Raw genomic sequence first — 25,033 nt, 5'->3', positions numbered from 1 at the left:
AGTGGGTCGCTCATAGCCGGATGCTGGCGGGCAAACCCAGGCGCTCGACGACATCGGCTGGATAACGGGGGCCAAGGAACACCAGCCCGCTGGCTGGCGCGGTGGGCCCCGCCTTGGTGCGGTCAAGGCCGGCGAGCAACCTGGCGATCCATCCTTCCGGGGCATCGCCGCGCCCGACCACCAGCAAGCTTCCAACAATGTTGCGCACCATATGGTGAAGAAAGGCATTGGCCTGCACTTCGACCGTCACCACGTCGCCTTCACGCGAAACGGTGATTTCCTGCAACTCACGGCGCGCATGCGGCGCCTGGCATTGCACGGTGCGGAAGGCGGAGAAGTCGTTTTCGCCCAGCAGGGCCTGCGCCGCCCGGTGCATCGCCGCGGCATCGAGGGGACGGCGTTCCCAGGTGAGGACCTGGCGCCCCAGCGCAGGCCGGACCGTGCGATTGAGGATCGCGTAGCGGTACCGGCGCGCGCGGGCCGAAAAGCGGGCGTGGAATTCTTCCGGGACCGGCACGCACCAGAGCGCGCCGATCGCCGGTGGCAGTTTGCTCGTGGTGCCTAGAACCCAGCCACGCGGATCGCGGTGCACCGGGCTGTCGAAGTGGATGACCTGGCCGGCTGCGTGGACGCCCGCATCGGTGCGGCCTGCGCAGATGGTCGTGATAGGCATTCCCGCCACGAACGTCAACGCTTCCTCGATCACCGACTGCAGGGTGAGATAGCCCTCGGGATCGCTTTCACCGTGCTTGCTCAGGCGCTGCCATCCGCTGAACCCGGTACCGTCGTATTCGATGCCCATCGCATAGCGATGCACGGATGGCGCAAGGGCATCGGACAACGCTGGCGTGGCTTGCGGCATGGGTTCCGTGGCGCCGGCTGGCCCGGCACATGCTTTCAACGACGTCGCCGCTTCGCAGGTCTGCGAAGCGGCGACGGAGGCGGGCGGTAGGTAACAGGACCTGTCCGCGCTACGGCGGGGTCACTCCAGTTCGCGCAGCATCCGCGCCGCCTGCTGGCGGGCGGCATGGTCGCCATTGATCACCACTTCGCCCAGCAGCTGGCGGGCACCGGGGAGGTCACCGAGGTCGAGATAGGCGCGAGCGAGCTCGAGTCGTTCATGGGCAGCCTGCGCCGCCGGATCCAGCAGGTCACGCTGCATGGCGCCGGTGTGCCAGGCGGGCACGGCGCGCGCGGGCGGCTCGGGCGCGCGGGCAGGCGTAACGGCAGCTGCCGCCGGGCTCGTGATTTCGGTTTCGGTTTCGGCTTCGATCTCATCTTCGAAATCGATGCCGGCCAAGCCCGCGACATCCAGGCGGGGCGCGAACGAGTCGGCGATCGAAGGTGCCGTGGAAGCCGCAACTGCACGGAAACTGGGCTTGGCGGCATCGCGACGACGCAGGAACCAGGCGATCAGGCCGCCCAGCACCAGCGCGCCACCCAGCGCGACCACCCAGGGCATTGCCGACGTCTGCGGTTGCTGCTTCTGGTTCTGGGCGAGGCGCTGCTGCGCCGCGGCCAGTTCGCTGTCCTTCATGGCGATCAGCTGCTGTTGTTGCTGCTGCAGCTTCTCGAGCTCGGCGACGCGGCTCTTGAGGTCCTGCGTCTCGGCCTCGCGTGCCGCGAGGGTTTCCTTCGTCTGGGTCAGTTCCTGTTGCAGCATCGCACCCTCGCCTCCGGCACTGATGCCGGATTGTGTGCCCGCCTTGGTCGCATCGCTTGCGCCGGGCGGGACGATTTCCAATCGCGCATCGGCAACGCGCGGAGCCTTGGTCGCCGAAGCCTGCGCTGGCTTCGAGACGGGCATCGCCGTCGCATTGGCCGCCGACACCTCGGCATCGGCCGGCTGTGGCGCGGCGCGGCGCGACGCACGCCAGTCCTGTATCTGTGCATGAACAATTGCGTTGGCCTGCTGCGCATCCAGCTCGGTCATCGCGGCACCGGCCGGAGTACGCAATACCGCGCCCGCCTTGAGGCGGTTGATGTTGCCGCCAATGAACGCGTCCGGATTCGCGCGCAACAGCGCAATCATGGTCTGGTCGAGCGAGCCCGGGGCCGCAACGCCCGCGGCGATGGCGGACAGCGTGTCGCCGCTGCGCACTTCGTAGTCGCCACCATCGGGCAGCGGGCGCGAAACCGCTGCCGGCGCCGCTGCCGGCGCCATTGCCGTTGCCACCTGCGGTGGCGGTGCGACGCGCTGCGGCGTGGGCGTGGGCGTGATCGCCTGGGCGTCCGGCTGCGTGGTGTCGCTGGGTGCGGGTTCCGGCTCGGGCTGCGCGGCCACGGTTTGGGCGGGCTCGACCGGACGCTCGATGATCGCGGGCGCTTCCGTCGTCGGTGCGGCAATCTCCGGCTGCAGCGGCGCGGACACCGTGCGTGGCGTGTCGATCAGCGCGGAGTATTCACGGACCAGCCTGCCCTGCCCCCAGTCGACCTCGACCAGGAAGGTCAGCAGCGGTTCGTCCACCGGCTGCTGGCTGGTGACCCGGATCACCGGGTTGCCGCGGGCGTCCAGCGCCTGGGTGAACTGAAGGCCGGCGATAATCCCGATGGGAGGACGCAGGCCAATGCGGGAGAAGGTTTCCGGCGAAGCCAGGCCGGCCTGCAGCTGTTCCAGCTCGGCCGGATCGCTGGTGATGATCGGAATCTCGGCCACCAGAGGCTGGCCGATCTTCGACTTGACCTCGATCTGGCCCAGCCCCAGCGCGGACGCGCCAAAGCTGGCGGAGGCCGCCAGCAGCGCCAATACGGTTCCCGCGATTTTTTTCACGACAGGCCTCACGCCAATCCCCTGCATTGACTCTAGCCCCCAGTGCAGGCGGTTTGCAATGAAGCCGCCGCAAATGGCTGAGCGGATTCAGATTTCTAACTGGTTGCGGACGGGCCGCGGCGCAAACCGCGGTCCGGAGCCGCCGGTCAGCGCTCGGCGATGACCAGTTCCGCCAGCTGCACGGCGTTGGTCGCGGCGCCCTTGCGGATGTTGTCGGCCACCACCCACAGGTCGAGGCCGCGCGGGTGCGAGACATCCTCGCGCAGGCGGCCGACGTAGACCGGGTCGGTGCCGGAGGCGTGGGTCACGGGGGTCGGGTACCCGCCGGCCTTGCGCTCGTCGACCAGTTCCAGTCCTGGCTGTGCCGCGAGCAACTCGCGCGCCCTGTCGACGCTGATCTTCTCGCGGGTCTCGATGTGCACGGCTTCGGAATGGCCGTAGAACACCGGCACGCGCACGACGGTGGCGTTCACGAGGATGTTGTCGTCGCCAAGGATCTTGCGGGTCTCGGTGACCAGCTTCCACTCCTCGGTGGTGTAGCCGTTGTCGAGGAAATCGCCGCCGTGCGGGATCACGTTGAACGCGATCTGCACCGGGTACACCTTGGGCTTCACGTCCTGGAAGTTGAGCAGCGCGGCGGTCTGCCGGCCCAGTTCCTCCATCGCCTTCACGCCGGTGCCGGACACCGACTGGTAGGTGGCGATGTTGATGCGCTCGATGCCCACGGCGCGATGGATCGGCGCCAGGGCGACCATCAGCTGCATGGTCGAGCAGTTCGGATTGGCGATGATGCCGCGCGGGCGGTTCTTCGCGGCTTCCGGGTTCACTTCGGCCACGACCAGCGGCACGTCGGCATCGCCACGGAAGCTCGAGGAATTGTCGATGACGACCGCGCCAGCGGCGGCGAACTTCGGTGCATATTCCTTCGAGACCGAGCCACCGGCGGAGAACAGGGCGATATCGACTCCCTTGGGGTCGAAGGTCGCGAGATCCTCGACGACCAGCTGGCGTGCGCCGAAGTCGATCTTGCTGCCGGCCGAGCGTTCGCTCGCCAGCACGTGCAGCTTCCCGATCGGGAACTGGCGCTCGGCGAGCACCTTCAGCATGGTTTCGCCGACAGCGCCGGTGGCGCCGACTACTGCAACGGTGTACGTGGTCTTGCTCATTGTTGCGATGGTCCTGTGATGTGGCGGCCGGCAGCGTGGGAATTGTGCGCCTTGCCGGTCGCTGAATTGGGTTGGCGGGCGAAACGGACGCGCGGCGCGGCTGCAACAGGGGCTTCCCGAACCCGATCCAGGGAAGCTGCGAGCAACCGGCCGCTATCGTTTATCGGAGTCCGGTTTGCCAGAGTCAGGTTTGCCGGAGTCCGGTTTTTTCGGGCCCGCTTTTGCCGGAATGCGTGGGCTCACCTCGCCCACGTCGCCACACTGCGCGCGATGACGCAGGGCCTGGTCCATCAGCACCAGCGCCACCATGGCCTCGCAGATCGGAGTGGCACGGATGCCGACGCAGGGATCGTGGCGGCCGGTGGTCACGACTTCGACCGCATTGCCCGCCGTATCGAGGCTCTGCACCGGCAGGCGCAGGCTCGAAGTCGGCTTGAACGCGGTCGAGCAACGCAGGGCCTGGCCGGTACTGATGCCGCCGAGGATGCCGCCGGCGTGGTTGCTCAGAAAGCCATCGGCGCTGATTTCATCCCGGTGCAGACTGCCCTTCTGGGCGACGCAAGCAAAACCGTCGCCGATCTCGACACCCTTCACCGCATTGATCGACATCAGTGCGGCGGCCAGTTCGCCATCGAGCTTGCCGTAGATCGGCTCGCCCCAACCCGGCGGCAGGCCATCGGCGATCACGTCGACACGCGCGCCAACGGAATCACCGGACTTGCGCAGGGCGTCCATGTAGCCCTCCAGCTCAGCGACCTGCGTGGCGTCGGGCCAGAAGAAGGGATTGGATTCGACGACGGCCCACTCGACGTCGTCGACGTCGAAGGCACGCGGCGTGACGTCGCCGATCTGTGCCAGGTACCCGCGCACCTGCACGCCGTACTTTTCGGCCAGCCACTTCTTCGCAACGACCGCGGCCGCCACGCGCATCGTGGTTTCGCGCGCGCTGGAGCGTCCACCACCGCGCGGATCGCGGATGCCGTACTTCTGCCAATAGGTGTAGTCGGCGTGGCCGGGGCGGAATTGCTCGGCGATGTTCGCGTAGTCCTTGCTGCGCGCATCGGTGTTGCGGATCAGCAGCGCGACTGGTGTACCGGTGGTCACGCCTTCGTAGACGCCACTCAGGATCTCGACTTCATCCGCCTCGTGCCGCGCCGAGGTGTGGCGGGTCCTGCCGGTGGCGCGACGCTCCAGGTCGTGGCGGAAGTCCTCCGGCGCGATCGCGAGGCCCGGGGGGCACCCGTCGATGACGCAGCCGATCGCCGGACCGTGGCTCTCGCCGAAGGTCGTCACTGCGAACAGCTTGCCGAAGGTGTTGCTGGCCACGTGGGGTCCTGGAGCCGCTGCCCGCAACGGGACGTTCGGCACGGGGTGAAGTGGGTGGGTTAAGGCTTTGAAATATACGGGAAACCGACCGCAGCGTAGCGGCCAGGCTCATGCGATGTCGCTATCACGGGAGGAAATCAGCCGCGCGCGTCCGCGAGCTGTTTGATGCGTGCGTGATGCTCGACCAGGTCGTGGCGTTCGACCACGAAGATGCCCATTTGCCCGACCTTGAACTCGACCCATGCCATCGGCAGCTCCGGCAACAGGTCGGCCAGTGCCTGCTCGGCCTCGCCGACTTCGCAGATCAGCAGGCCGTGCTCGCTCAGGTGTTCCGGCGCGTCGCGCAGGATCTTCAACGCAAGGTCGAGGCCGTCGTCGCCCGCGCGCAGGCCCAGCTCCGGCTCGTACGAATATTCCTTGGGCAGCGCATCGGTTTCGGCGTTGGTGACGTAGGGCGGATTGGTGACGATCAGGTCGTAGACCTCACCCTTCAGGCCGTTGAACAGGTCCGACTTGCGCAGCGTGACATTGGCCGCATGCAGGCGTTCCTTGTTCTCCCCGGCGAGCGAAAGCGCGTCGTCGTTGATGTCGGCACCGTCGACCTGCCAGTTCGGGTGGTAATGCCCGGTGGCGATGGCGATGCAGCCCGAGCCCGTGCACAGGTCGAGCACGCGCTCGACGTCACGACCGCCCAGCCAGGGTTCGAAGCCGGCAATGATGAGTTCAGCGATCGGCGAACGTGGCACCAGGGCGCGGCGGTCGCTCTTGAAGTTCAGGCCCGCGAACCATGCCTCGCCCGTGAGATACGCCGCCGGCACGCGCTCGCTGACGCGGCGCTCGAACAGCGCCAGTACCTTCGCCTTCTCCTCCGCCGTGACGCGCGCGGGGCCGTACACCGGACTGAGGTCGTGCGGCAGGTGCAGCGCGTGCAGAACGAGTTGCGTGGCTTCGTCCAGGGCGTTGTCGTAGCTGTGGCCGAACGTCAACCCCGCCTCGTTGAAGCGGCTGCCGCCGTAGCGGATCAGGTCGATGATCGAGACCTGTTCGAAAGCGGGGGATTCGGCCACGGGGCGGGTTCTGCGGGGAAAGGGCCGCCAATTATACGGGCGGCCGTGGGCGGGGCTGCCCGGGGATTGCGGCCGGACCGGGCATCCAAGTGAAGCCTATGCCGCCGGCCACGACTGGCCGCGGGCGCGGCTCTGGCTGTGTCGTGTCTCGAGATTGACCGCGGGCCAGTACCATGTGCGCGCATTTCGAAGGAATCCCAGATGTTCAACCGCACCACCCTCTATGTCCTGATCGCCGCGGTGGCCGCCGCGCTCGGCCTGCTGGCCGCCCAGACCTGGTTCACCCACGCGCCGGCGGGATCGCGCCCGGCCCTGAAGGCCGCGCGCCTGTTCGATCCGCCGCGCGAAATCCCGTCGTACTCGCTGCGCCAGTCCGACGGCACGCCGCTGGTCCCGGGCGAGCTGAAGGGCCACTGGACCCTCGTGTTCCTCGGCTTCACCCATTGCCCGGACGTCTGCCCCACCACTCTGGCGCAACTGGCCGCTGCGCAGAAGCAGTGGGCGGCGCAGCCGGAGGCGACACGCCCGCGCGTACTGTTCGTGTCGGTCGATCCCGAACGCGACACTCCCGACGCCATCGGCGAATACGCCCACGCCTTCCATCGCGACACGCTCGCCGCGACCGCCGACGTGCCGGCACTGGAAACGTTCGCGCGGTCGCTGAGCATGGTCTTCGCCAAGGTGCCCGCGCCCGCAGGTGCTCCCGCCGACCAGTATTCGGTGGACCACAGCGCCTCGCTGGCGGTGCTCGACCCGCAGGGCCGGCTGACCGGCTTCATCCAGCCCCCCTTCGACCCCAAGGACATCGCGACCGACATGACCGCCCTCAGCGAGGCCAGCCAGTGAGCCCGATCACCGCACTCACCTACGTCCTGCCGCATCGCCTGCTGTCGTCGCTGGCGCGCAGGCTGGCCTATTCGCGCAACCCCGCCATCAAGCAGTGGCTCATCGACACGGTGACGCGCAAGTTCGGCGTGAATCTCGGCGAAGCCGCCAATCCCGACCCCACCAGCTATCCGACCTTCAATGCCTTCTTCACGCGCGCACTGAAGCCGGGCGCCCGCGTGGCCGACGCCGATCCGCGCTCGATCCTGATGCCGGCCGACGGCAAGATCAGCGAATGCGGCCACATCGGCCGCGCCGACGAAGGCGTGCTGCACGAGGATTCGGGCCACATCTTCCAGGCCAAGGGCCACGGGTTCACCACGGCGGAGCTGCTGGCCGACGAGGATGCCGCGCGTGCGTTCGATGGTGGCGTGTACGCCACCGTGTACCTGTCTCCGAAGGACTACCACCGCGTGCACATGCCCTGGACCGGTACGCTGCGCGAAACCGTGCACGTGCCGGGGCGCCTCTTCAGCGTCGGTCCCGATGCCGTGGGTTCGGTGTCGCGCCTGTTCGCGCGCAACGAGCGCGTGGTCTGCCATTTCGATTGCGACTTCGGGCCGATGGCCGTGGTGATGGTCGGTGCGTTGCTGGTATCCGGCGTCGAGACCGTGTGGGGTGGCGTGGAGATACCGCCGTATGGCGGGCCGGTCACGGTGAAGGATTATCGCGGCCAGAACATCGTGCTCGAGCGCTTTGCCGAAATGGCGCGCTTCAACTACGGCTCAACGGCCATCGTGCTGTTGCCGAAGGGCGTTGCCGAACTGCATCCTGCATTGCGGGCGCAGTCGCCCGTACGATTGGGCGGGCCGCTCGCAACACGGATCTGATGCCGAAGCTGTAAGGGGCCATGCCTGTCCTTCCTGCCGTATTCCCTGGAGACCGCTGATGCGCCAGCTTTTCACCGTGAGTACCGCTGTTGTTATCGCCAGCCTCGCCCTGCCCCTGTTCTGTTCGATCGCTAGCGCCCAGACGCCTGCCCCCGCCGTAAAGAAAGGCATCATCGTCCAGGGTGGCAGGGAAGCGATCGGACCGAAGCAGGATGATCCCCGCGCCGTGACCGCCAACGACTGCAGCGAAAACCCCATCGCGCAGGGCGGGAAGCCGGGCACGGATGATCCCGCCGCGAAACAGGGGATCATCGTCCAGGGCGGCCTTGAAGCCATCGGGCCGAAACAGGACGACCCGCGCAGCGCCGCCGCCAGCAGCACCTCGATGCGCGCCATTGGTCCCAAGCAGGACGACCCTCGCGCGGCCACGGGCTGCCAGCGCAGAAAGACCAAGACCTGAAGGGCGAATAGTTCGAAAGGAAAAGGCGGCCAAGGCCGCCTTTTTCATGCGCGGCCGATCACGCGCGCCGGCCCGCACCGCATGCGGACAATCCGATCAGGGTCTGCGCGATCCAGTAGGTTGCCAATACGACCACCACCGCGGCGGGAAACGGCGCGACGAAACGGTCCATCGCCAGCGTCGCGTCCGAAACCACGAAAAACGCGCCGCCCAGTGCGGCCGATGCGGTCGCGCGACCGGGAGAGCGCGCCCACACCGCAGCGGCCTGTGCAGCCATGACCGAGAGGATCAACACGTAGGCATACACGGGCCAGCGCAGGGGCTCGGGCAGGCGTGGTGCCAGCACGGCGGACACGACCACGGCCACGACGGCATAGAGGGCAAATGGCCACCAGCGGGCGAACAGCCGGGCCCGGCAGCAGAAGCCATACAGATAGGCGACGTGCGCGCACAGGAAGCTCGCCAACCCGAACACGAACCAGTCCGGCCCTCGTGGCGTGGGCACGAGCATCAGGAAGACATCGCCGAGCATCGACAGCAGCAGCCCGACCAGGACCGCACCCCGGTAACGCGCGTCGACGGAAGGGGAGACGACCACCATTCCCGCAATGAGCAGGGTGGTCAGCGGCTTGCACGCGTAGTGCAACCAGCGCAGTTCGGGCGATATCGCACCCGCGATCGCCAGCACCGCGAGCGCGCACACCGCCACCACCCAGCGCGTGCGGGATCCGCGTGGGGCCGTCAACGTTCCTGTCACCATCCCCTTCCTCCTTGCGTTTGCGTCAGTCGGCGGCGCAGCCCTTGAGCTTCAGCCTCTGGCCGGGCCGGATCGCGTAGTGCGGCGCCTTGATCTTGTTGTCCTTGGCGAGATCGTCGATATCGCACTGGAACTTCCGCGCGATGGCGATGAGTGTCTCGCCCCGCTCCACGCGATGATCGCGCGGCTTTGCCGACTTCGGCTTTTCCTTCTTGGCGGGCTTCGGCGGCAACGTCGCCAGCGCCGGTTCGCCCCCGGTCTCCGTCGCGCCGGACGCTTCATTCATGCCGACCGGCGTCACCGGCCCCGTGCGCACGATTGCGTTGAAGGGGTTGCTGAGCACCAGCGTGCGCGCAAGCTCGGCACGCGGTCCCGACGTGCACCAGCGGTTGTAGAGGCCGACGATCCTGGTGGTCGCATTGATCGTGGTACCCGCCGACAGCGGGCTTTCGGCCTGGTAGCGCGGGTTGAGGTTGCGCAGCGCGCGCATGTAGCCCTCGCGTTCGCCGCGGTTGCCCAGGCAGATCGTCAACTGGTAGATCGAGCTGGGCTGCGCCAGGCGCAACGGCGCCGGCTTGGCATCCACCTTCGGGAAGGTCAGTCCGTATTCGTTGGGATGCAGGAACAACCACGCCGCGGCAATCACCATCGGCACGTAATCCTGGGTTTCCGACGGGAACTGGTTGTAGACGTCGGCTTCCCAGAAACTGCGCCCGCCGCTGCCCTGGTACACGCGCAGCGCGCGGCCTTCGCCGCCGTTGTAGGCGGCCAGTGCGAGCTCGATGCTGCGGTTGAGCTGGCCCATGCGCTCGTTGAGGTACGACGCGCTGGCCTCGGCGGCGGCCCGCGGGTCGTAACGCGTGTCGAATCCCGTCCCGTCGTCGCCCAGGCCGAAGCGGCGGCCGGTGCCATACATGAACTGCATGGGCCCGGCGGCGCCGGCGCGCGAGGTCGAATGCACCTTGCCGTTGGATTCCTTGGCCATGATGCCGAACAGCAACGCTTCCGGCAGGCCGGCACGCTGGTACTGCGGCCACATCAGGTGGCGCATGTACTGGTAGTTCTCGTAGCTGTTGACCAGCGGACCGCGCATGTCGGTGAGCCAGCGACGGATACCCGCCTGCACGGCGGGATTGAACTGGACCATCTGGTCGAAGCGGTGGTCGTCCGCCAGCAGCTTCGCTGCACGCGCCGCCTCGGGCACATCCGCCGTGATCGGACTGGCATGGTCGTCGCCGTCCTCCGCTTCCTCGTCCGATGCATCCGCCTCGGCATCGGCATTGAGCTTCAGCAGGCGCTTGTACGTGGCGAGCATGGTCGGCACGGAACAACCTTTCTGCTTCATGCAGTTGGCGATCACGTCTTCCATGTCCTCCAGCGCCGTGTCGCTCTGCGCCTGCCCGGCCGGGTCGGCATTGCCGATCTTCACCATGGCGTCGCGGTATTTGCTTTCGGCATCCTGCATGCGCTGGCTGAGCGCGTCGATGCTGGTCTGGTCGCGGCGCGACAGCGCGGCGGCGTTGCCGGAAAGGATTGCAAGGACGGCAACGGCGAGGATGGAACGGAACATCTGGGGCATCGGGCGGGCACACGTAGGGGTAATGGGAGGGTAGAGGGCGATGCTGGCGACCGCAATGGCGAAAAATGCGCCACCTCGTCCGCATTGATCATCCGTTGTGGCGGAACTTTGACGGAGGCAACGAATTAACTTCCGGAATTGGTGTTCGGCCCCAAGGAAAGTTCGGTGCTGGCATAGAATCCCGGCAACCAACCCTCCGGCCCCACCCATGGCAGACAACGTGTTTCCCGGCAACGCGATCCTGATCGGCAAGTCGGTCACCTCCCCGGATTCCCTGCCGGAAACCCACGGCCAGGTCTTCCTGCAGGGGCGCCTGGGCAATCGCCACGGCCTCGTCGCCGGTGCCACCGGCACGGGCAAGACGGTCACGCTGATGACCATCGCGGAAGGCTTCTCGCGCATGGGAGTGCCGGTGTTCCTGGCCGATGTGAAGGGCGACGTCGCCGGCCTCGCCATGCCCGGTGCGCTCAACGACAAGCTGCAGGCGCGGATCAAGGACATCGGCATCGCCGACTACGCAAGCGAAGCCAACCCGGTCGTGTTCTGGGACCTGTTCGGCAAGAACGGTCACCCGGTGCGCACCACGGTCAGCGAAATGGGTCCGACCCTGCTCTCGCGCATCCTGGAACTCAACGACACCCAGAGCGGCGTCCTCGACATCGTCTTCAAGCTCGCCGACGACCGTGGCCTGCTGCTGCTCGATCTCGAGGACCTGCGCGCCCTGCTCGGCCTGGTCGCCGAGGAACGCAAGGACATCTCCACCTCGTATGGCCTGGTCAGCACGCAGTCGATCGGCGCGATCCAGCGCTCGCTGCTGCGCCTGGAGCAGGAAGGCGGCGAGATGTTCTTTGGCGAGCCCGCGCTGGAACTTGCCGACCTGATGCGCACCACCACCAATGGCCGCGGCGTGGTCAACATCCTGGCGTCGGAGCAGTTGATCCTGAAGCCGCGCCTGTATTCGTCGTTCCTGCTGTGGCTGCTGTCGGAACTGTTCGAACAGCTGCCGGAAGTCGGCGACCTCGACAAGCCCAAGCTGGTGTTCGTGTTCGACGAAGCGCACCTGCTCTTCGACGACGCCCCGGCCGCCTTGCAGCAGCGCGTCGAACAGGTCGTGCGCATCATCCGCTCCAAGGGCGTCGGCGTGTACTTCTGTTCGCAATTCCCCGACGACGTGCCGGACGACATCCTCGGCCAGCTCGGCAATCGCGTGCAGCACGCACTGCGCGCCTTCACGCCGCGCGACCAGAAGGCGGTGAAGACGGCGGCCGAGACCTTCGTGCCCAATCCCAGGCTCGATGTCGCCACCGCGATCTCGCAACTCGGCACCGGCGAAGCGCTGGTGTCGACGCTGCAGGACAAGGGCATCCCGATGCCGGTCGAACGCACCCTGGTCGCCCCGCCGCGTTGCCGCATGGGCGCCATCACCGACCCCGAACGTGCGCAGGTACGCGCCGGCAGCCCGGTCGGCGCAAAGTACGACAAGGCCATCGATCGCGAATCCGCGGCGGAAATGCTGGCAAAGAAGGCCGAGGCGGCCACGACCACGGCCGATGCGCCCGCTGCCCGCACCCGCGAGCAGGACGAGGCCGAGGACAGCGGCTTCGGCCAGGCGGTGAAGGACGCCGTGTTCGGTACCCGGCGACGCCAGGGCATGGTCGAAGCCATGGCCAAACAGACCGCCCGCACCGTCGGCAACCAGATCGGCCGCCAGATCCTGCGTGGCGTACTCGGCGGGATCTTCGGCAAGCGACGCTGATTTTGCGATGCGCGTTGTTGCCGCGCGTTGTCATTGCGCGTCCTTTTGCTGCAGCGCAGGTTGACGCTGCCCGCGCCTTCGCCTCGAATGCGTATCCTTTGCCCTTCATCCCACAGGAATGTCCCGATGAACCGGAAGATGCTGCTGCTTGCCATCGTTGCCACGCTCGCCGTCGCGGCGTGCAAGCCACAAGCCCCTGCTGAACCCGTCGCTCCCGCAGCGCCGGCCGAACCTGCGCCCCCCGCCGCGGCGGCACCGGTCGCCGTCGAGTCCGCACCTGCAATGACTGCGGCCGATGTGCCGTTCGACATCAAGGGGTTCGCGGGCACGTTCACCGGCACCCTGCCCTGCGCCGACTGCCCGGGCATCGACACCCGGATCATGCTCAATGCCGATGGCAGCTATGCGTTGCACGAGGTCTATCAGGGCAAAGGCAAGGGCTTCGATGGCGATGGCACCTGGACGGCCGAGGAAAACGGCAAGCGCATCCGCCTGGATCCGAACTCGAAGAGCCAGCAGGATCGCCTCTACGCCGTGACGTCGGCCAACCAGCTCGACGCACTCGACTCCGCTGGCATGCCGATCGAAAGCGCGCACTCGAACACGCTCAAGCGCGAGGCGGCGAAGCAGTAAGCCGGCGCGTACCGTAAGGATCGGGCGGCCCGCATCGCGGGTTGCCCGGTCCCGGGTCGCTCAACCTTCTCCCTGCTTGCCCTCCTGTCCGGGCCGTTTGCCCTGCTCCATCCGCTCGCGTGCGCGGCGCCGCGACTCGTCCGCCTGCATCACCAGTTTGTACGCGCAGTAGTACTTGTAGATGTTGCGCACGTAGGTGGTGGTCTCGATGCCGATTTTTTCGGCGGTGACGACCTCGACATTGTTGAACCACTTGTCCGGATTCAGCCCGCGGCTGGCCGCTTCGCGTCGCATCCGGGCGATGTTGCCGGGGCCGGCGTTGTAACTAGCGAACGCGAACAGGGGGCGCACCTGTTCGCTGAAATGCGCGTCCTTGAAATAGCTTGTCATCAGCTGGTCCATGTACTTGGCGCCGGCGTGGATGTTCGGCTCGACGTTGCGGATGTTCCCCACTTTCAGCTGGGCACCGGTGGCCGGCATGATCTGCATCACACCGACGGCGCCGACATGGCTCTTGGCGTCCTGGTGCAGGCGCGATTCCTGGTAGCCCTGGGCCGCGAGCATCAGCGGATCGAAGTCGTACTGGCTGCCGTACTTGCGGAACAGCGCGATCACCTGTTCGAACTGCTTGCGTTCGCTATCGGCGGTGTTGTTGCCAATCTGCCTGATCTGCTTGTGGAACTGCGCCAGCCGGTAGTCGATGACGCCCTGCTTTTTGGCGTAATTGCGATAGAAATCGTCGAGCGCAGCTGCCAGTTGCGGGCTGTCCTTGCGGATGGCCCAACCGACGTAGCCCTGCTCGCGCATCACAAGGTCGGCGCGCACCTTTATCGCCGGCAGTACCTGCGCCCAGAGCTGCGCTTTCCAGTCATCGACGACCGCGTATTCGAGCAACCCGGCATTGAGCATCTCGAGGATGTCCTCGTCCTCGAGCTCATCCGGCAACGGCACGATCCGGATCGCCGGTTTGCCGGCCTTCACCAGCCGCTCGCTGAGCGCCTTCACGCTCTCGTGATAGCTGGAGGACGGGCGCACATACACGCTCCGACCGGCCAACTCGTCGAGGCTCGCGATCGCGGGCGAAGCCGGACCGGTGACGAGCAGCTCGCGGACCGGCTTGCGGTCGCGTGGTGCCACGAAGTCGACCGTTTTGAGCCGCACATCGGTGACGGTCAGGTTGCCCGCGGCGATATCGCCCTGTCCCGCTGCCACGCCTGCCAGCAGGCGATCGCGAGTTGTCGGAATGAGGTAGATCGTGACCGGGCGTTTGCCCAGCGGGCCGGCCAGCTTCTTGTTGATGTAGTGCTCGAAGTCGCGGACCAGCTCAGCCGTCATTCCACGTTCGCGACCCTTGTCAACGAAATAAAGGGTGCGGCTGTACGGCACCAGCACGCGGATCATCCGGCGTTCGACCATGGCGTCGAAGTCGCCTTTCCAAGGTTTGTTCTCCAGGCTGAGCGTGCGTCCGGCGTACGGGGCGGCCGCGGTATCGCCTTCGGGCTGGGATTCCGGGGCGGCTTCCCCGGGCGTCGTTTCGGCCGCAGTTTCGGCGGTGGTTGCAGCAGGAGTTTCCGGCACCGCCGGCGTTGGAGCGGGCGCTGCCGGTGTGGCCTGCGACGCTGGCGGCGACGCCGTCGACCTGGCTGGAGCTGGTTGTTCTGCCTCCCGGCATGACGACGTGCCCAGAAGCGTCGCAACGGCCAGCAGACAGGTCATCGCCGCGCGCAACCGCGCGCAGGCGGGAATCGCGACGGGGCTATTCATGGGGCGCTCCTGGGTGCCGACTCAGCGAAGGAAGCGATGCAGCATCGGGTGTGCGGTCGCCTCGTCCGGCGCCGGCCCTGAAATGGCGGTCATGCCGCCCTAAGATAGGTGGCAACTCCATACTCGTTGCTGCCATGTCCCGCTGGCGCCCTCCCGCAGAGAAAAGCACCGCGTTGATCACGCGCGAAGGCCACGCGCGGCTGAAGTCCGAGCTCGACGAGCTGTGGCGCGTGCGGCGACCGGAAGTGGTCAAGGCGCTGGCCGCCGCCGCGGCCGAGGGCGACCGCTCCGAGAACGCAGAATACACCTACCGCAAGAAGCAGCTCGGTGAGATCGATCGCCGCGTCCGGTACCTCTCGAAGCGGCTGGAAGTGCTGCGCGTGATCGGCGACATGCCCGCCGATCGTGAAGCCGTGTTCTTCGGCGCCGTGGTGGAAGTCGAGGACGTCAGCAGCGGCGAAACCCACCGCTACCGCATCGTCGGCCCCGATGAAACCGATGCGAAACTCGGTTTCATCAGCATCGATTCGCCGCTGGCGCGGGCGATGCTCAAGAAGCGCCTGGACGATGAATTCGAGGCGTTGCTGCCTGGTGGCCAACAACGCTTCGTGATCGTGTCGGTCGAGTACGCATCCGCCTGAAGTCACGCATCGCCATCGGTGCCGAATACCGCTTCTGATCTGGACTGATTCTGATCCGGACTGATTGATCGAAGCGACAGCACGACGGCCACCTCCGGGTGGCCGTTGTCTTTTCAGCGACCGGGGATCGGCGGCTCCGGGTAATGGCGGGACACCGCGGACATCAGCGGCGCTTCTCGTCATCGTGGCGCGCGTGTTTCGCGATGTCCTCGTATTGCGTGCGCAGCTGGTCCAGCTCGCCTTCTTCGCGCTCCTCCAGGTCCATCAGGCGGTTGTGCGCGCCGCGGGTCGCACGGATCAGCTCGTCGAGCTTGAGCTGCATCGCTTCCGTATCGCGGTTCTGGGTGTTCTGGATCAGGAACACCATCAGGAAGGTGATGATGGTCGTGCCGGTATTGATCACGAGTTGCCAGGTATCACTGAAGCCGAACAGCGGGCCGCTGATCCCCCATGCGGCGATCACGGCCAGGGCGAGGCCGAAGCAGACCGGCCGCCCCGTGAAGCGCGAAGCCGCCTTGGCCAGATGCGTGAATCCACGTGACTGTTGCATATCTACACCTTTCGGGTTGGCCGGACTCCAAGAGTATGCGCAGCCATGGTGAGCACGCGTCGTCGGCGGCCGGGCACGCAGGTGGTGGCATGGCCGCTCCGCCGGAGCGCCGCCGTTGAACGGTGCGGATGTGCTGCACCGTACGGATACTCGACCGAGGAGCACTGCCGGCCCTCCCCGGCTGGCCTGCGTGCCGGCGACCTCCGGGCACCGCCCGACAAAGGAAGAGCCATGAACCGTCCCAACCGCCTCGCAGCGAAGCTGCTGGCCCCCATGCTGCTTGCCGTCATCGCGCTGATCCCGGCCACGTCCGCCGCCCAGGAGCCCGGCAAGGTGATCGTATCCATCTACCGAGTCGCCCCGGGCAAGCAACTGGACTTCCTGCGTTGGCAGGCCGCGCGCGATGCCGTGGCAAAGGAGACCGGCATCGGGGCGACCCAGTGGTATGTGCATACGGATGGCGACAGCTGGGACTACGTAGGCATCAGCCCGGTTACCACCGATGCCCAGGACGACAAGATGGATGCCCTCAGCAAGAGCAGGAACCTGACGACCGGCTTCAAGGCGTCACTTGAATTCCGCACCATGATCGCGTCGCACACCGACACCTACGCGCGCGGGCCGACCACGGCGGCCGCGCTGGTCGAAGCGGCCAAGTGATCCGCTGCGCTGCCAACCGGTGACCGCGTCCCGCGCGGTTACCGGTTGATCGGGCCCACGGACGTTACCTCCGTCAACCCGCGTGGGTCAGGTCGTGCGGGGCCCAATGGACATACGTCGCGCCCAGCACTGCGCCAAAAACGACGTGCGCCAGGGCCGCTCCCCAGTTGCGCGCTTCGGCGAACCACGGAAACAGCATCGTGAATCCGTAGAAGTTCAGTGCGTACAGCAACAGGCCGTACCCCGCACCGATCAGCGTGGCGGATTGGAGCGAGCGTCCCTTGGCGAAGAACGCAAAGACGAGCGCATACAACAGCGACATGACGAAGTGCAGGATCACGGCGGCCAGGGTGACCGACACGTCGGCAGTGACAGGCGGCGCCAGCATCGCGCTTCCCTGGGTGATGGCGGCGATCATCCGGATCATCACGCCGGGATTGACTCCCATGACGAAGCGCGTGACCAGCAGTTCGAGCACCAGGAAAATGGCGCCGGCGGCAAGTCCGGCCCACACGACAGCCTTGCCGGAGATGTGTGAGCCCGGGACGGTGAAGTGAGGGCGGTGGGCGATGGTGGCAGGCATAAGTCCTCCTGCGTGCGGCATCGCGGCGGCGACCAAGGCATGAAACCCTGCGTCGGCCAGCGCCGCACGCAGGAGCACTACAACACAGGCTTTGTAAAAGCCCTGTTCAAAGGCCGGGCGCCCGGGACGCGCCCGACTGGCTTCAATTGGCGAATTGAACCTCGCCGTAGAGGTCGTGCTCGTCGCTGCCCATGATCTCGACATCGACGAATTCACCCGGCTTCAGGCCCGCCTCGAAGCCGTTCTGGATCTGCACCAGGCCATCGATTTCCGGTGCGTCGGCCATCGAGCGCGCGATCGCCAGTTCGCCATCGAGCGCATCGACCAGGCAGCGCTGCACGCTACCGACCTTGGCCTCGAGCTTGGCGGTGGATATCTCGGCCTGGCGCTCCATGAAACGGGCCAGGCGCTCCTGTTTCACTTCTTCCGGCACCGGATCGGGGAGATCGTTCGCCGCCGCGCCTTCGACCGGCGAATAGGCGAAGGCGCCGACGCGGTCGAGCTGCGCTTCGTCGAGGAAGTCCAGCAGTTCTTCGAACTCGGCTTCGGTCTCACCCGGGAAACCGACGATGAAGGTCGATCGGATGGTGATGTCCGGGCAGATGTCGCGCCACTTGTGGATGCGCTCGCGCACCTTGTCCACCGCTCCGGGACGCTTCATCAGCTTGAGCACGCGCGGGCTGGCGTGCTGGAACGGGATGTCGAGGTACGGCAACAGCTTGCCTTCCGCCATCAGCGGAATGATCTCGTCGACGTGCGGATACGGATACACGTAGTGCAGGCGCGTCCACATGCCCAGTTCGGCCAGCCCTTCGCACAACGCCTTCATCCGCGTCTGGTACTGGCGGCCGCGCCATTCGCGCTCGGCGTACTTCACGTCGACGCCGTAGGCACTGGTGTCCTGCGAGATCACCAGCAGTTCCTTCACCCCGCCCATTGCCAGCTTCTCGGCTTCGCGCAGGACCTGGTCGACCGGGCGCGACACCAGGTCGCCACGCATCGACGGGATGATGCAGAAGCTGCAGCGGTGATTGCAGCCTTCGGAAATCTTGAGGTAGGCGTAATGCTTCGGGGTCAGCTTGATGCCGATATCGTTGTCGTCGACCGCGCGACGGGGCACCAGGTTGATGAAGGGGTCGTGCTTGGGCGGCAACGCCTTGTGCACGGCTTCCATCACGCTGGCGTAGTCCTGCGGACCGCTGATGGAGAGCACGCCCGGGTGCGCTTCGCGGATGATTTCCTCGCGCTTGCCGAGACAGCCGGTCACGATGACCTTGCCGTTCTCCGCCAGCGCCTCGCCGATCGCGTCCAGCGACTCGGCCACGGCCGAATCGATGAAGCCGCAGGTGTTGACCACGACGACATCGGCGTCGTCATAGGTAGGCACCAGGTCGTAGCCTTCGACCTTGAGCTGGGTGAGGATGCGTTCGGAATCGACCAGGGCCTTCGGACAACCGAGGCTGACGAAACCGACTTTGGGATTGGCAAGGGACATGGCGACCGCAAATTCGAGAAAAAACAGGCAATTATACCGGGCCGGGACGACCCGGACCGGTAGCTTGCGGTGCGGGGCCGCGAAGCGGTTAATAACCACCTGCCCGCCCTCGCCCGCACCCTGCCCATGAGCCGCTGGATCGACCTGAACACGCCTCATGGACCGGTCCGGGCCTGGCGCGCCGACCCGCCGGGGCCCTCACGCGGCGGGATAGTCGTGCTGCAGGAGATATTCGGGGTCAACCCGCACATCCGCAGCGTGGCCGACCGGCTGGCGGCCGCTGGTTTCGTGGCCCTGGCCCCCAGCCTGTTCGATCCGGTCGAACCGGGGATCGAACTGGGTTACGGCGAAACGGAGGCGCAACGAGGGGTGGAACTGCGCAACCGCGTCGGTTTCGACCGCGCCGTCGACGTGGTCGAGGCCGCCGCCAACGAGCTGCAGGCGGAAGGCCTGCGCACTGGCGTCGTCGGCTTCTGCTGGGGCGGCAGTGTGAGTTTCCTCGCCAATACGCGCCTGGGCCTGCCCGCCGTGAGCTACTACGGCGCGCGCAGCGTGCCGTTCCTCGACGAAGCCGCGCGGGCACCGCTGATGTTCCACTTCGGTGCGCGCGACAAGAGCATCCCGCCGGGCGACATCGAGCTGCATCGCGCGAAGCAGCCAGCCGCCAAGGTCTTCGTGTACGAAGACGCCGACCACGCCTTCAACCGCGACGTCGACAACAGCCATCACCACGCCGCCAGCGCTACTCTCGCCTGGCAGCGCACCCTGGACTTCCTCGCGGAGAGCCTGCGATGAACCGCTCGACGCAACTCGTTGGCTGGCACATGCATCCGCAACTGGCCGACGATACCCATCCCGTCGCGCACTTCGCCCTGAGCGACCTGCAGCTGATGGACGACGCCAACCATCCCTGGCTGATCCTGGTGCCGCGGGTGGAAAACGCGGTGGAATGGTCGGACCTGGACGAGTCCCAGCAGGCGGAGCTCACCCGCGAAATCAACCGCGCCTGCCGCCTGCTGCAGGCCGAGTTCAAGCCGAACAAACTCAACGTGGCCGCGCTGGGCAACATGGTGCCGCAGTTGCACGTGCACGTGATCGCGCGCTTCCACGAAGACATCGCGTGGCCGCGGCCGGTATGGGGCATGGCCACCGCGCAGCCGTATTCGCCCGAGGAACTTGTCCGCCGCATCGAGCGATTGCGCGCGGCGCTGGCATGAAGCCAGACCAGACCCGCCCCCTCGAAGCCATCCACGTCGAACCCCTCGCCGACGACGCCCTGTTGATGCGGCTGGGCGACCGCATCGATTCCGCGACCAACGCGCGCGTGCATGCGCTGTGCGAACGCATTCGCGCGCGGCCGCCGGCGTGGCTGCGCGACCTGGTGCCGGCCTATGCCAGCGTTGGCGCGTTCTTCGATCCGCTTGCCGTCGAAGCCGACCACGTGGACCGCTGGCTGCGTGCGCAGCTCGAAGCATTGCCCGTCGACATCGCGGCGACACGCGATGCGCGAACGGTGGAAATCCCGGTCACCTACGGTGGCGAAGCCGGGCCCGACCTGGAAAGCGCCGCTGCCGAACTCGGCATGACGCCAACGCAGCTCGCAACACGCCATGCGGCAGGCGAATACACCGTGGCGATGATCGGCTTCGCGCCTGGCTTTCCCTACCTGCTGGGCCTCGATCCCGCCCTCGCCCTGCCGCGACTGGCGACGCCACGCACCGTGGTTCCCGCCGGGAGCGTCGGCATCGGCGGCGCACAGACCGGCATCTATCCGCGCGAAAGTCCCGGTGGCTGGCGCCTGATCGGACGCACGCCCCTGACCCTGTTCGATCCGGCACGCGAATCGCCGACGCTGCTCGCGCCCGGCGATCGCGTGCGCTTTGTCGCGGTGGAAAGGTCCTGATGCTGCAGGTGGTTTCGCCCGGGCTGCTCACCACCATCCAGGATGGCGGCCGCTCCGGTTGGCGCCACCTCGGCGTTGCGCAGTGCGGCGCGCTCGATGCCGTCGCTGCGGCGCTGGCCAATCGCCTTGTTGGCAACGCTGCCGGCGAGGCGGTGCTGGAACTCACGCTGCAGGGCCCGGCGCTCCGCTTCGAGCACGCCGTGCGCCTGGCGATCTGTGGCGCCCGCGTGCGTGCACGGTTCGAATCCGCTTCCGGCGCGATGCATACGATCGAATCCGGTCGCCCGGTCGAACTGCCCGCTGGCACCCTGCACATCGGCGCATTGCACGATGGCGCGCGCGCATGGCTCGCGATCGCGGGGGGCCTCGACGTGCCCATGGTGCTGGGTAGCCGCAGTACCGACCTGCGTGGCGGGTTCGGTGGCTGGGGTGGGCGCGCACTGCAAGCGGGAGACCGCCTCGTGGTGCGCGATCCGCCATCGATCGCCTGCACGCAACCGCGCATGCCGAAGTGGTGGATCGATCCCGCCTTCGATGAGCGCGGCGTGCCGATCCACTACGTGCCGTCGCCACAGGCAGAGGCCACGCTGGACGATCGCGCCTGGCAGGTCGGCAACCGCAGCAACCGCCAGGGCGTGCGGCTCGAGGGTGTGTCGCTCGAGGCCGCGCGCCGCGAGGAGATTTCCGCGCCGGTCGCGCCGGGCACGGTGCAGTTACCCCCCGACGGCCAGCCCATCGTGCTGCTGGCCGACGCGCAGACGGTGGGCGGCTATCCGCGGCTGGGCCACGTCATCGCGGCCGATCTGCCCCGCCTGGCGCAACTCCGGCCGGGCGATACGGTGCGTTTCCAGTCGTGCGACACGCAAACCGCGACACGCCTCGCTTGCGCGGCGCGTGCGCGGGTCGCCAGAATCGCGCTGATGATCGACCAACAACTACTCAGGGGAAATTTCGGATGAAGGGCAACATCATTGCGGCGCTCGTGCTGATCATCGTGGGCACGCTGTTCCTGCTGCGAAACCTCGGCTTCAACGTTCCAGGCCTCGGCAACCTGATCTCGACGTGGTGGCCGGCGATCCTGGTCGTGGTCGGCCTCGGATTGCTCTTCAGCCGCAAGTAACGCCACGGCACCGTGCGCATCGACTTCAATTGCGATCTGGGCGAAGGCTGCGGCGATGACGCCGCGATCATTCCCCTGATCACCTCCGCCAGCATCGCCTGTGGCGGACATGCGGGCGATGAAGCGACGATGCGCACCACCTTGCGTTTGTGCCGCGAGCACGGCGTCGCCGCCGGTGCGCACCCGGGCTACCCGGACCGGGAAAATTTCGGCCGCCATGAAATGCCGCTTGCGGCCGCACGGATTGGCGAGCTGCTCGAACACCAGCTCGCCACGCTTGCGGACATTGCCGCATCCGAAAACATGCGGCTTGCGCATGTGAAGCCACACGGCGCGCTCTACAACCTCGCCGCACGCGACCGCAATGTCGCGGAAGCGATTGCCGGGGCGATCGTGCGTTTCGATCCGCGGCTGGTCCTGTTCGGCCTGTCCGGCTCGCGCTTGACCGCGGCCGGCGAGGCGACGGGCCTTCGCGTCGCCCACGAAGTCTTCGCCGAACGCCGCTACGAGGCCGACGGCACCCTCACTCCGCGAAGTCGCGCGGACGCGGTGATCCACGATCTCGACGAAACCATCGCCCAGGTGCGCGGCTTCGTTCGCGATGGACGCGTGACCGCACGAACGGGCGAACGCCTGGCATTGCGCGCCGACACCCTGTGCCTGCATGGCGATCGCGCCGACGCGGCCGCCTTCGCGCGGTCGATCCGCGACGCGCTGGAATCGGACGGAATCCGCATCCTGCCCGTGGGAGCCAGCGCATGAACTACTGGCCCCTGCTGGGCATTGCCGTGGTCGTGGCCGGATTCGTACTGCGACTGAATCCGGTGATCGTCGTGGTCACGGCCGGCATCGTGAGCGGCGTGGCCGCGGGCATGTCCGTGCCGGACCTGCTCGCGCTGCTGGGCGAAAGCTTCGTCTCCAACCGCGCCCTGCTGCTGTTCGCATTCACCCTGCCCACGATCGGACTGCTCGAACGCGCGGGCCTGCGCGAGCACGCGCTGGCATGGATCGGACGCCTGCGCGGCGTCACCCTGCCGCGCCTGCTCACGACTTACCTCGGCGTACGCCAGTTATTGGGCATGGCCGGACTGGTCGACATCGCCGGCCACGCGCAGACCGTCCGCCCGCTGCTGGCGCCGATGGCGGAATCCGCCGCCGAGAAAGCCCACGGCAAGCTGGACCGCGCCCATGCCCAGCGCGTGCACGCACTGGCAGCGGCCACCGACAACGTCGGGCGCTTCTTCGGCGAGGACGTGTTTCTCGCCTTCGGCGCGGTGCTGTTGATCCAGAGCTTCTTCAACGAGCACGGCATCACGCTGCAGCCTATGGAGATCGCCCTGTGGGCGCTACCGACGGCGATCGCTGCCTTCGTGATCCACGCCGTCCGCATCGCATGGTTCCAGCGCAACCTCGTGCGCAGCGCCGAACCCGCGGGAGCCAGCCATGCTGCGGATTGAGCATTTCTACTGGGTGCTGGCGGCGTTCCTGCTGTTCGCAGGCTGGCGCAACCTGCGCGAGGGGCGCTTCGCGCATGCGCTGTTCTGGAGCCTGATTGCCGTGTTGTTTGCGAGCGGCGAAGCCGTGCTCGCCGCAAACAAGGCCGGCAACCGGCTCCCCGCCCAGCTCGCAGGCGTCGCGGTCATCCTGCTGGCCCTGCTGGCGACCAGGATGCGCCGCGAACACATCGCCGAAGCGCCGGAGGAACAGCGTCGTGCGTCCGCCGAGCGCCTGGGCCATCGTTTGTTCGTGCCGGCCCTGCTCATTCCATTGATCACCGTGCTGATCGTGCTGCTCGGCGCGAAACTGCGGATCGGCGCGACCCCGTTGTTCGCCGAAGGCAACATCACCCTGCCCGCGCTCGCCCTGGCGGGCATCATTGCCGCGGTGGCCGCGATAGTGATTACGCGCGAACCTCCGATCCGGGCCGCCATCGAAGGCCGACGCCTGCTCGACACGATGGGCTGGGCCGCGTTGCTGCCCCTCGTGCTTGCGACACTGGGGGGCGTGTTTGCGGCCAGCGGTGTCGGCGAAGCGGTCGCGGCGCTGGTCTCTGCCGTGATTCCCGCCGACAGCCGCGTGGCGTGCCTGCTGGCGTTCGGCCTGGGGATGGTGCTGTTCACCGTCATCATGGGCAATGCGTTCGCGGCATTCCCGGTGATGATGGCGGGCATCGGCCTGCCGCTGCTGATCCACCGGCATGGCGCCGATCCCGCGGCGCTGGGCGCGATCGGCATGGTCACCGGCTACTGCGGCACGCTGATGACGCCGATGGCGGCCAACTTCAACCTGGTGCCCGCCGCCCTGCTCGAACTCGACGACCCCAATGCCGTCATCCGCATGCAGCTGCCTACTGCCATCCCGCTGATGCTGGTGAACCTGCTGCTCATGTATTGGCTGGCGTTCCGGTGAGCGCGACGAAGCAAGCCACGGTGCCGCAGCCCAGGGTGCTGCTGACAGGTTTCGCCCCGTTTGCAGGCGAAACGCTCAACCCGAGCTGGGAGGCGGTCCGCATGCTGCACGGCCGGCGCATCGGTGGACACCGCATCGTGGCGCGCAAGCTGTCGGTGGAGTTCGGCACCGCATTGAAGGAGCTGCGCGCGGCCATCCGCGACACCCGGCCCTCGCTCGTGCTGTGCGTGGGCCAGGCCGGCGGCCGCGCGTCGATGTCGCTGGAGCGGGTGGCGATCAATGTCGACGACGCGCGCATTCCCGACAATGCCGGCGCCTGCCCGATCGACCTCGAAATCGTCAGGGGCGGCCCGGCCGCCTATTTCACCGGCCTGCCGATCAAGGCCATGCTGGCCGGTTTGCGCGACGCGGGAATTCCCGCAGAGGTGTCACAGACCGCGGGCACCTACGTCTGCAACCATGTCTTCTATGGGCTGATGCATGCGCTGCGCAACCGCAAGGTGCGGGGCGGCTTCGTGCACATCCCCTACTCGCCCGAACAGGCCGCGCTCCATCCCGGCGCGCCGAGCCTGCCGGTCGAGACCGTTTGCCATGGCCTGCGCATCGCATTGCAGGTCGCGCTCGCCACGGGCGTCGACCACAAGCTTGGCGCAGGCGCCGAACACTGAAAATCACGAGG

General features: G+C 67.0%; 27 protein-coding genes. 16 read left to right on the top strand and 11 right to left on the bottom strand.

The features are described 5' to 3' along the window. Positions 1 to 10: 10 nt before the first annotated feature. The 5 genes from truA to prmB form a co-directional block, all read right to left on the bottom strand. Positions 11 to 862 carry a tRNA pseudouridine(38-40) synthase TruA gene (gene truA / locus ACYVGE_RS15860; protein ID WP_460731040.1) on the bottom strand — a complete coding sequence of 284 codons (852 nt, stop codon included), beginning with the start codon at positions 860 to 862 and terminating at the stop codon, positions 11 to 13. Positions 863 to 982: 120 nt separating this feature from the next. Further along, on the bottom strand, positions 983 to 2,770 hold the full coding sequence (locus ACYVGE_RS15855) for a FimV/HubP family polar landmark protein (RefSeq protein ID WP_460731039.1): 1,788 nt from the start codon (positions 2,768 to 2,770) through the stop codon (positions 983 to 985). 146 nt (positions 2,771 to 2,916) lie between these two features. Continuing rightward, positions 2,917 to 3,936: an aspartate-semialdehyde dehydrogenase gene (locus ACYVGE_RS15850; RefSeq protein ID WP_460731038.1), complete on the bottom strand. Its 1,020-nt coding sequence runs from the start codon at positions 3,934 to 3,936 to the stop codon at positions 2,917 to 2,919. A 153-nt stretch (positions 3,937 to 4,089) separates the two neighbouring features. After that, positions 4,090 to 5,262 carry a chorismate synthase gene (gene aroC / locus ACYVGE_RS15845; protein ID WP_460731037.1) on the bottom strand — a complete coding sequence of 391 codons (1,173 nt, stop codon included), beginning with the start codon at positions 5,260 to 5,262 and terminating at the stop codon, positions 4,090 to 4,092. 137 nt (positions 5,263 to 5,399) lie between these two features. After that, complete coding sequence (gene prmB / locus ACYVGE_RS15840; RefSeq protein WP_460731036.1) at positions 5,400 to 6,329, bottom strand: 50S ribosomal protein L3 N(5)-glutamine methyltransferase; 930 nt, start codon at positions 6,327 to 6,329, stop codon at positions 5,400 to 5,402. A gap of 201 nt (positions 6,330 to 6,530) precedes the next feature. On the opposite strand from prmB, the gene ACYVGE_RS15835 reads away from it, so the two are divergent. Genes ACYVGE_RS15835 through ACYVGE_RS15825 form a run of 3 tightly spaced genes read left to right on the top strand, consistent with a single transcriptional unit; the run spans position 6,531 to position 8,504 of the window. After that, positions 6,531 to 7,175 carry an SCO family protein gene (locus tag ACYVGE_RS15835; RefSeq protein ID WP_310053247.1) on the top strand — a complete coding sequence of 215 codons (645 nt, stop codon included), beginning with the start codon at positions 6,531 to 6,533 and terminating at the stop codon, positions 7,173 to 7,175. Then, entirely contained in the window at positions 7,172 to 8,044 is an 873-nt protein-coding gene (gene asd, locus ACYVGE_RS15830) for an archaetidylserine decarboxylase (protein ID WP_460731035.1), read from the top strand. Before ACYVGE_RS15835 ends, asd begins: the two co-directional genes overlap by 4 nt. A 58-nt stretch (positions 8,045 to 8,102) precedes the next feature. After that, on the top strand, positions 8,103 to 8,504 hold the full coding sequence (locus ACYVGE_RS15825) for a hypothetical protein (protein WP_460731034.1): 402 nt from the start codon (positions 8,103 to 8,105) through the stop codon (positions 8,502 to 8,504). A gap of 58 nt (positions 8,505 to 8,562) precedes the next feature. Here the strand turns inward: ACYVGE_RS15825 and ACYVGE_RS15820 are convergent, their stop codons facing one another. Further along, positions 8,563 to 9,264, bottom strand: coding sequence for a lysoplasmalogenase (locus ACYVGE_RS15820; RefSeq protein ID WP_460731033.1), 702 nt, complete (start codon positions 9,262 to 9,264; stop codon positions 8,563 to 8,565). Positions 9,265 to 9,286: 22 nt separating this feature from the next. Continuing rightward, a complete protein-coding gene (locus ACYVGE_RS15815) occupies positions 9,287 to 10,840 on the bottom strand; it encodes a transglycosylase SLT domain-containing protein (RefSeq protein ID WP_460731032.1) in 1,554 nt (517 codons plus the stop codon). A gap of 208 nt (positions 10,841 to 11,048) precedes the next feature. On the opposite strand from ACYVGE_RS15815, the gene ACYVGE_RS15810 reads away from it, so the two are divergent. Continuing rightward, positions 11,049 to 12,596 carry a helicase HerA-like domain-containing protein gene (locus ACYVGE_RS15810; protein ID WP_460731031.1) on the top strand — a complete coding sequence of 516 codons (1,548 nt, stop codon included), beginning with the start codon at positions 11,049 to 11,051 and terminating at the stop codon, positions 12,594 to 12,596. 126 nt (positions 12,597 to 12,722) lie between these two features. Further along, complete coding sequence (locus ACYVGE_RS15805) at positions 12,723 to 13,229, top strand: copper resistance protein NlpE (protein ID WP_460731030.1); 507 nt, start codon at positions 12,723 to 12,725, stop codon at positions 13,227 to 13,229. Between the two features lie 60 nt (positions 13,230 to 13,289). On the opposite strand, the gene ACYVGE_RS15800 is transcribed toward ACYVGE_RS15805, so the two are convergent. Continuing rightward, on the bottom strand, positions 13,290 to 14,993 hold the full coding sequence (locus ACYVGE_RS15800; protein WP_460731029.1) for an MltF family protein: 1,704 nt from the start codon (positions 14,991 to 14,993) through the stop codon (positions 13,290 to 13,292). Positions 14,994 to 15,127: 134 nt separating this feature from the next. On the opposite strand from ACYVGE_RS15800, the gene greB reads away from it, so the two are divergent. Beyond that, on the top strand, positions 15,128 to 15,634 hold the full coding sequence (gene greB, locus ACYVGE_RS15795; protein ID WP_310053258.1) for a transcription elongation factor GreB: 507 nt from the start codon (positions 15,128 to 15,130) through the stop codon (positions 15,632 to 15,634). 163 nt (positions 15,635 to 15,797) lie between these two features. Here the strand turns inward: greB and ACYVGE_RS15790 are convergent, their stop codons facing one another. Then, positions 15,798 to 16,184 carry a low affinity iron permease family protein gene (locus tag ACYVGE_RS15790; protein WP_460731028.1) on the bottom strand — a complete coding sequence of 129 codons (387 nt, stop codon included), beginning with the start codon at positions 16,182 to 16,184 and terminating at the stop codon, positions 15,798 to 15,800. A gap of 231 nt (positions 16,185 to 16,415) precedes the next feature. On the opposite strand from ACYVGE_RS15790, the gene ACYVGE_RS15785 reads away from it, so the two are divergent. Then, positions 16,416 to 16,844, top strand: coding sequence for a hypothetical protein (locus tag ACYVGE_RS15785; RefSeq protein ID WP_460731027.1), 429 nt, complete (start codon positions 16,416 to 16,418; stop codon positions 16,842 to 16,844). A 73-nt stretch (positions 16,845 to 16,917) separates the two neighbouring features. Here the strand turns inward: ACYVGE_RS15785 and ACYVGE_RS15780 are convergent, their stop codons facing one another. Both ACYVGE_RS15780 and rimO read right to left on the bottom strand, forming a co-directional pair. Beyond that, a complete protein-coding gene (locus ACYVGE_RS15780) occupies positions 16,918 to 17,427 on the bottom strand; it encodes a hypothetical protein (RefSeq protein ID WP_460731026.1) in 510 nt (169 codons plus the stop codon). 142 nt (positions 17,428 to 17,569) lie between these two features. Beyond that, entirely contained in the window at positions 17,570 to 18,922 is a 1,353-nt protein-coding gene (rimO, locus tag ACYVGE_RS15775) for a 30S ribosomal protein S12 methylthiotransferase RimO (protein ID WP_460731025.1), read from the bottom strand. 126 nt (positions 18,923 to 19,048) lie between these two features. Here rimO and ACYVGE_RS15770 point away from each other — a divergent pair, with 126 nt between their 5' ends. Genes ACYVGE_RS15770 through pcp form a run of 9 tightly spaced genes read left to right on the top strand, consistent with a single transcriptional unit; the run spans position 19,049 to position 25,022 of the window. Beyond that, positions 19,049 to 19,717, top strand: coding sequence for a dienelactone hydrolase family protein (locus ACYVGE_RS15770; RefSeq protein ID WP_460731024.1), 669 nt, complete (start codon positions 19,049 to 19,051; stop codon positions 19,715 to 19,717). After that, positions 19,714 to 20,139 (top strand): HIT family protein, encoded by a 426-nt coding sequence (locus tag ACYVGE_RS15765; protein WP_460731023.1) that lies wholly within the window; start codon positions 19,714 to 19,716, stop codon positions 20,137 to 20,139. Before ACYVGE_RS15770 ends, ACYVGE_RS15765 begins: the two co-directional genes overlap by 4 nt. Next, a complete protein-coding gene (gene pxpB / locus ACYVGE_RS15760) occupies positions 20,136 to 20,825 on the top strand; it encodes a 5-oxoprolinase subunit PxpB (RefSeq protein ID WP_460731022.1) in 690 nt (229 codons plus the stop codon). Before ACYVGE_RS15765 ends, pxpB begins: the two co-directional genes overlap by 4 nt. Beyond that, complete coding sequence (locus ACYVGE_RS15755; RefSeq protein WP_460731021.1) at positions 20,825 to 21,784, top strand: 5-oxoprolinase subunit C family protein; 960 nt, start codon at positions 20,825 to 20,827, stop codon at positions 21,782 to 21,784. The genes pxpB and ACYVGE_RS15755 overlap by 1 nt, the downstream gene beginning before the upstream one ends. Beyond that, a complete protein-coding gene (locus ACYVGE_RS15750) occupies positions 21,781 to 21,945 on the top strand; it encodes a LiaI-LiaF-like domain-containing protein (protein WP_460731020.1) in 165 nt (54 codons plus the stop codon). Before ACYVGE_RS15755 ends, ACYVGE_RS15750 begins: the two co-directional genes overlap by 4 nt. Positions 21,946 to 21,957: 12 nt before the next feature. Next, positions 21,958 to 22,707, top strand: a complete 750-nt coding sequence (locus ACYVGE_RS15745; protein WP_460731019.1) for a 5-oxoprolinase subunit PxpA — start codon at positions 21,958 to 21,960, stop codon at positions 22,705 to 22,707. After that, entirely contained in the window at positions 22,704 to 23,402 is a 699-nt protein-coding gene (locus ACYVGE_RS15740; protein WP_460731018.1) for a DUF969 domain-containing protein, read from the top strand. The genes ACYVGE_RS15745 and ACYVGE_RS15740 overlap by 4 nt, the downstream gene beginning before the upstream one ends. After that, positions 23,389 to 24,354 carry a DUF979 domain-containing protein gene (locus ACYVGE_RS15735; protein ID WP_460731017.1) on the top strand — a complete coding sequence of 322 codons (966 nt, stop codon included), beginning with the start codon at positions 23,389 to 23,391 and terminating at the stop codon, positions 24,352 to 24,354. Before ACYVGE_RS15740 ends, ACYVGE_RS15735 begins: the two co-directional genes overlap by 14 nt. Further along, positions 24,351 to 25,022: a pyroglutamyl-peptidase I gene (gene pcp / locus ACYVGE_RS15730; RefSeq protein ID WP_460731016.1), complete on the top strand. Its 672-nt coding sequence runs from the start codon at positions 24,351 to 24,353 to the stop codon at positions 25,020 to 25,022. Before ACYVGE_RS15735 ends, pcp begins: the two co-directional genes overlap by 4 nt. Positions 25,023 to 25,033: the final 11 nt, after the last annotated feature.

It is taken from the genome of Lysobacter rhizosphaerae, assembly GCF_054779795.1.
This window is presented reverse-complemented; position numbering and strand designations above follow the sequence as displayed.

Coding starts and splice junctions, on each gene's coding strand:
- truA (WP_460731040.1), bottom strand. CDS start 862: ATGCCGCAAGCCACGCCAGCGTTGTCCGATGCCCTTGCGCCATCCGTG.
- ACYVGE_RS15850 (WP_460731038.1), bottom strand. CDS start 3,936: ATGAGCAAGACCACGTACACCGTTGCAGTAGTCGGCGCCACCGGCGCT.
- ACYVGE_RS15835 (WP_310053247.1), top strand. CDS start 6,531: ATGTTCAACCGCACCACCCTCTATGTCCTGATCGCCGCGGTGGCCGCC.
- ACYVGE_RS15825 (WP_460731034.1), top strand. CDS start 8,103: ATGCGCCAGCTTTTCACCGTGAGTACCGCTGTTGTTATCGCCAGCCTC.
- ACYVGE_RS15820 (WP_460731033.1), bottom strand. CDS start 9,264: ATGGTGACAGGAACGTTGACGGCCCCACGCGGATCCCGCACGCGCTGG.
- ACYVGE_RS15815 (WP_460731032.1), bottom strand. CDS start 10,840: ATGCCCCAGATGTTCCGTTCCATCCTCGCCGTTGCCGTCCTTGCAATC.
- ACYVGE_RS15810 (WP_460731031.1), top strand. CDS start 11,049: ATGGCAGACAACGTGTTTCCCGGCAACGCGATCCTGATCGGCAAGTCG.
- ACYVGE_RS15805 (WP_460731030.1), top strand. CDS start 12,723: ATGAACCGGAAGATGCTGCTGCTTGCCATCGTTGCCACGCTCGCCGTC.
- ACYVGE_RS15800 (WP_460731029.1), bottom strand. CDS start 14,993: ATGAATAGCCCCGTCGCGATTCCCGCCTGCGCGCGGTTGCGCGCGGCG.
- greB (WP_310053258.1), top strand. CDS start 15,128: ATGTCCCGCTGGCGCCCTCCCGCAGAGAAAAGCACCGCGTTGATCACG.
- ACYVGE_RS15790 (WP_460731028.1), bottom strand. CDS start 16,184: ATGCAACAGTCACGTGGATTCACGCATCTGGCCAAGGCGGCTTCGCGC.
- ACYVGE_RS15785 (WP_460731027.1), top strand. CDS start 16,416: ATGAACCGTCCCAACCGCCTCGCAGCGAAGCTGCTGGCCCCCATGCTG.
- ACYVGE_RS15780 (WP_460731026.1), bottom strand. CDS start 17,427: ATGCCTGCCACCATCGCCCACCGCCCTCACTTCACCGTCCCGGGCTCA.
- rimO (WP_460731025.1), bottom strand. CDS start 18,922: ATGTCCCTTGCCAATCCCAAAGTCGGTTTCGTCAGCCTCGGTTGTCCG.
- ACYVGE_RS15770 (WP_460731024.1), top strand. CDS start 19,049: ATGAGCCGCTGGATCGACCTGAACACGCCTCATGGACCGGTCCGGGCC.
- ACYVGE_RS15765 (WP_460731023.1), top strand. CDS start 19,714: ATGAACCGCTCGACGCAACTCGTTGGCTGGCACATGCATCCGCAACTG.
- pxpB (WP_460731022.1), top strand. CDS start 20,136: ATGAAGCCAGACCAGACCCGCCCCCTCGAAGCCATCCACGTCGAACCC.
- ACYVGE_RS15755 (WP_460731021.1), top strand. CDS start 20,825: ATGCTGCAGGTGGTTTCGCCCGGGCTGCTCACCACCATCCAGGATGGC.
- ACYVGE_RS15750 (WP_460731020.1), top strand. CDS start 21,781: ATGAAGGGCAACATCATTGCGGCGCTCGTGCTGATCATCGTGGGCACG.
- ACYVGE_RS15740 (WP_460731018.1), top strand. CDS start 22,704: ATGAACTACTGGCCCCTGCTGGGCATTGCCGTGGTCGTGGCCGGATTC.
- ACYVGE_RS15735 (WP_460731017.1), top strand. CDS start 23,389: ATGCTGCGGATTGAGCATTTCTACTGGGTGCTGGCGGCGTTCCTGCTG.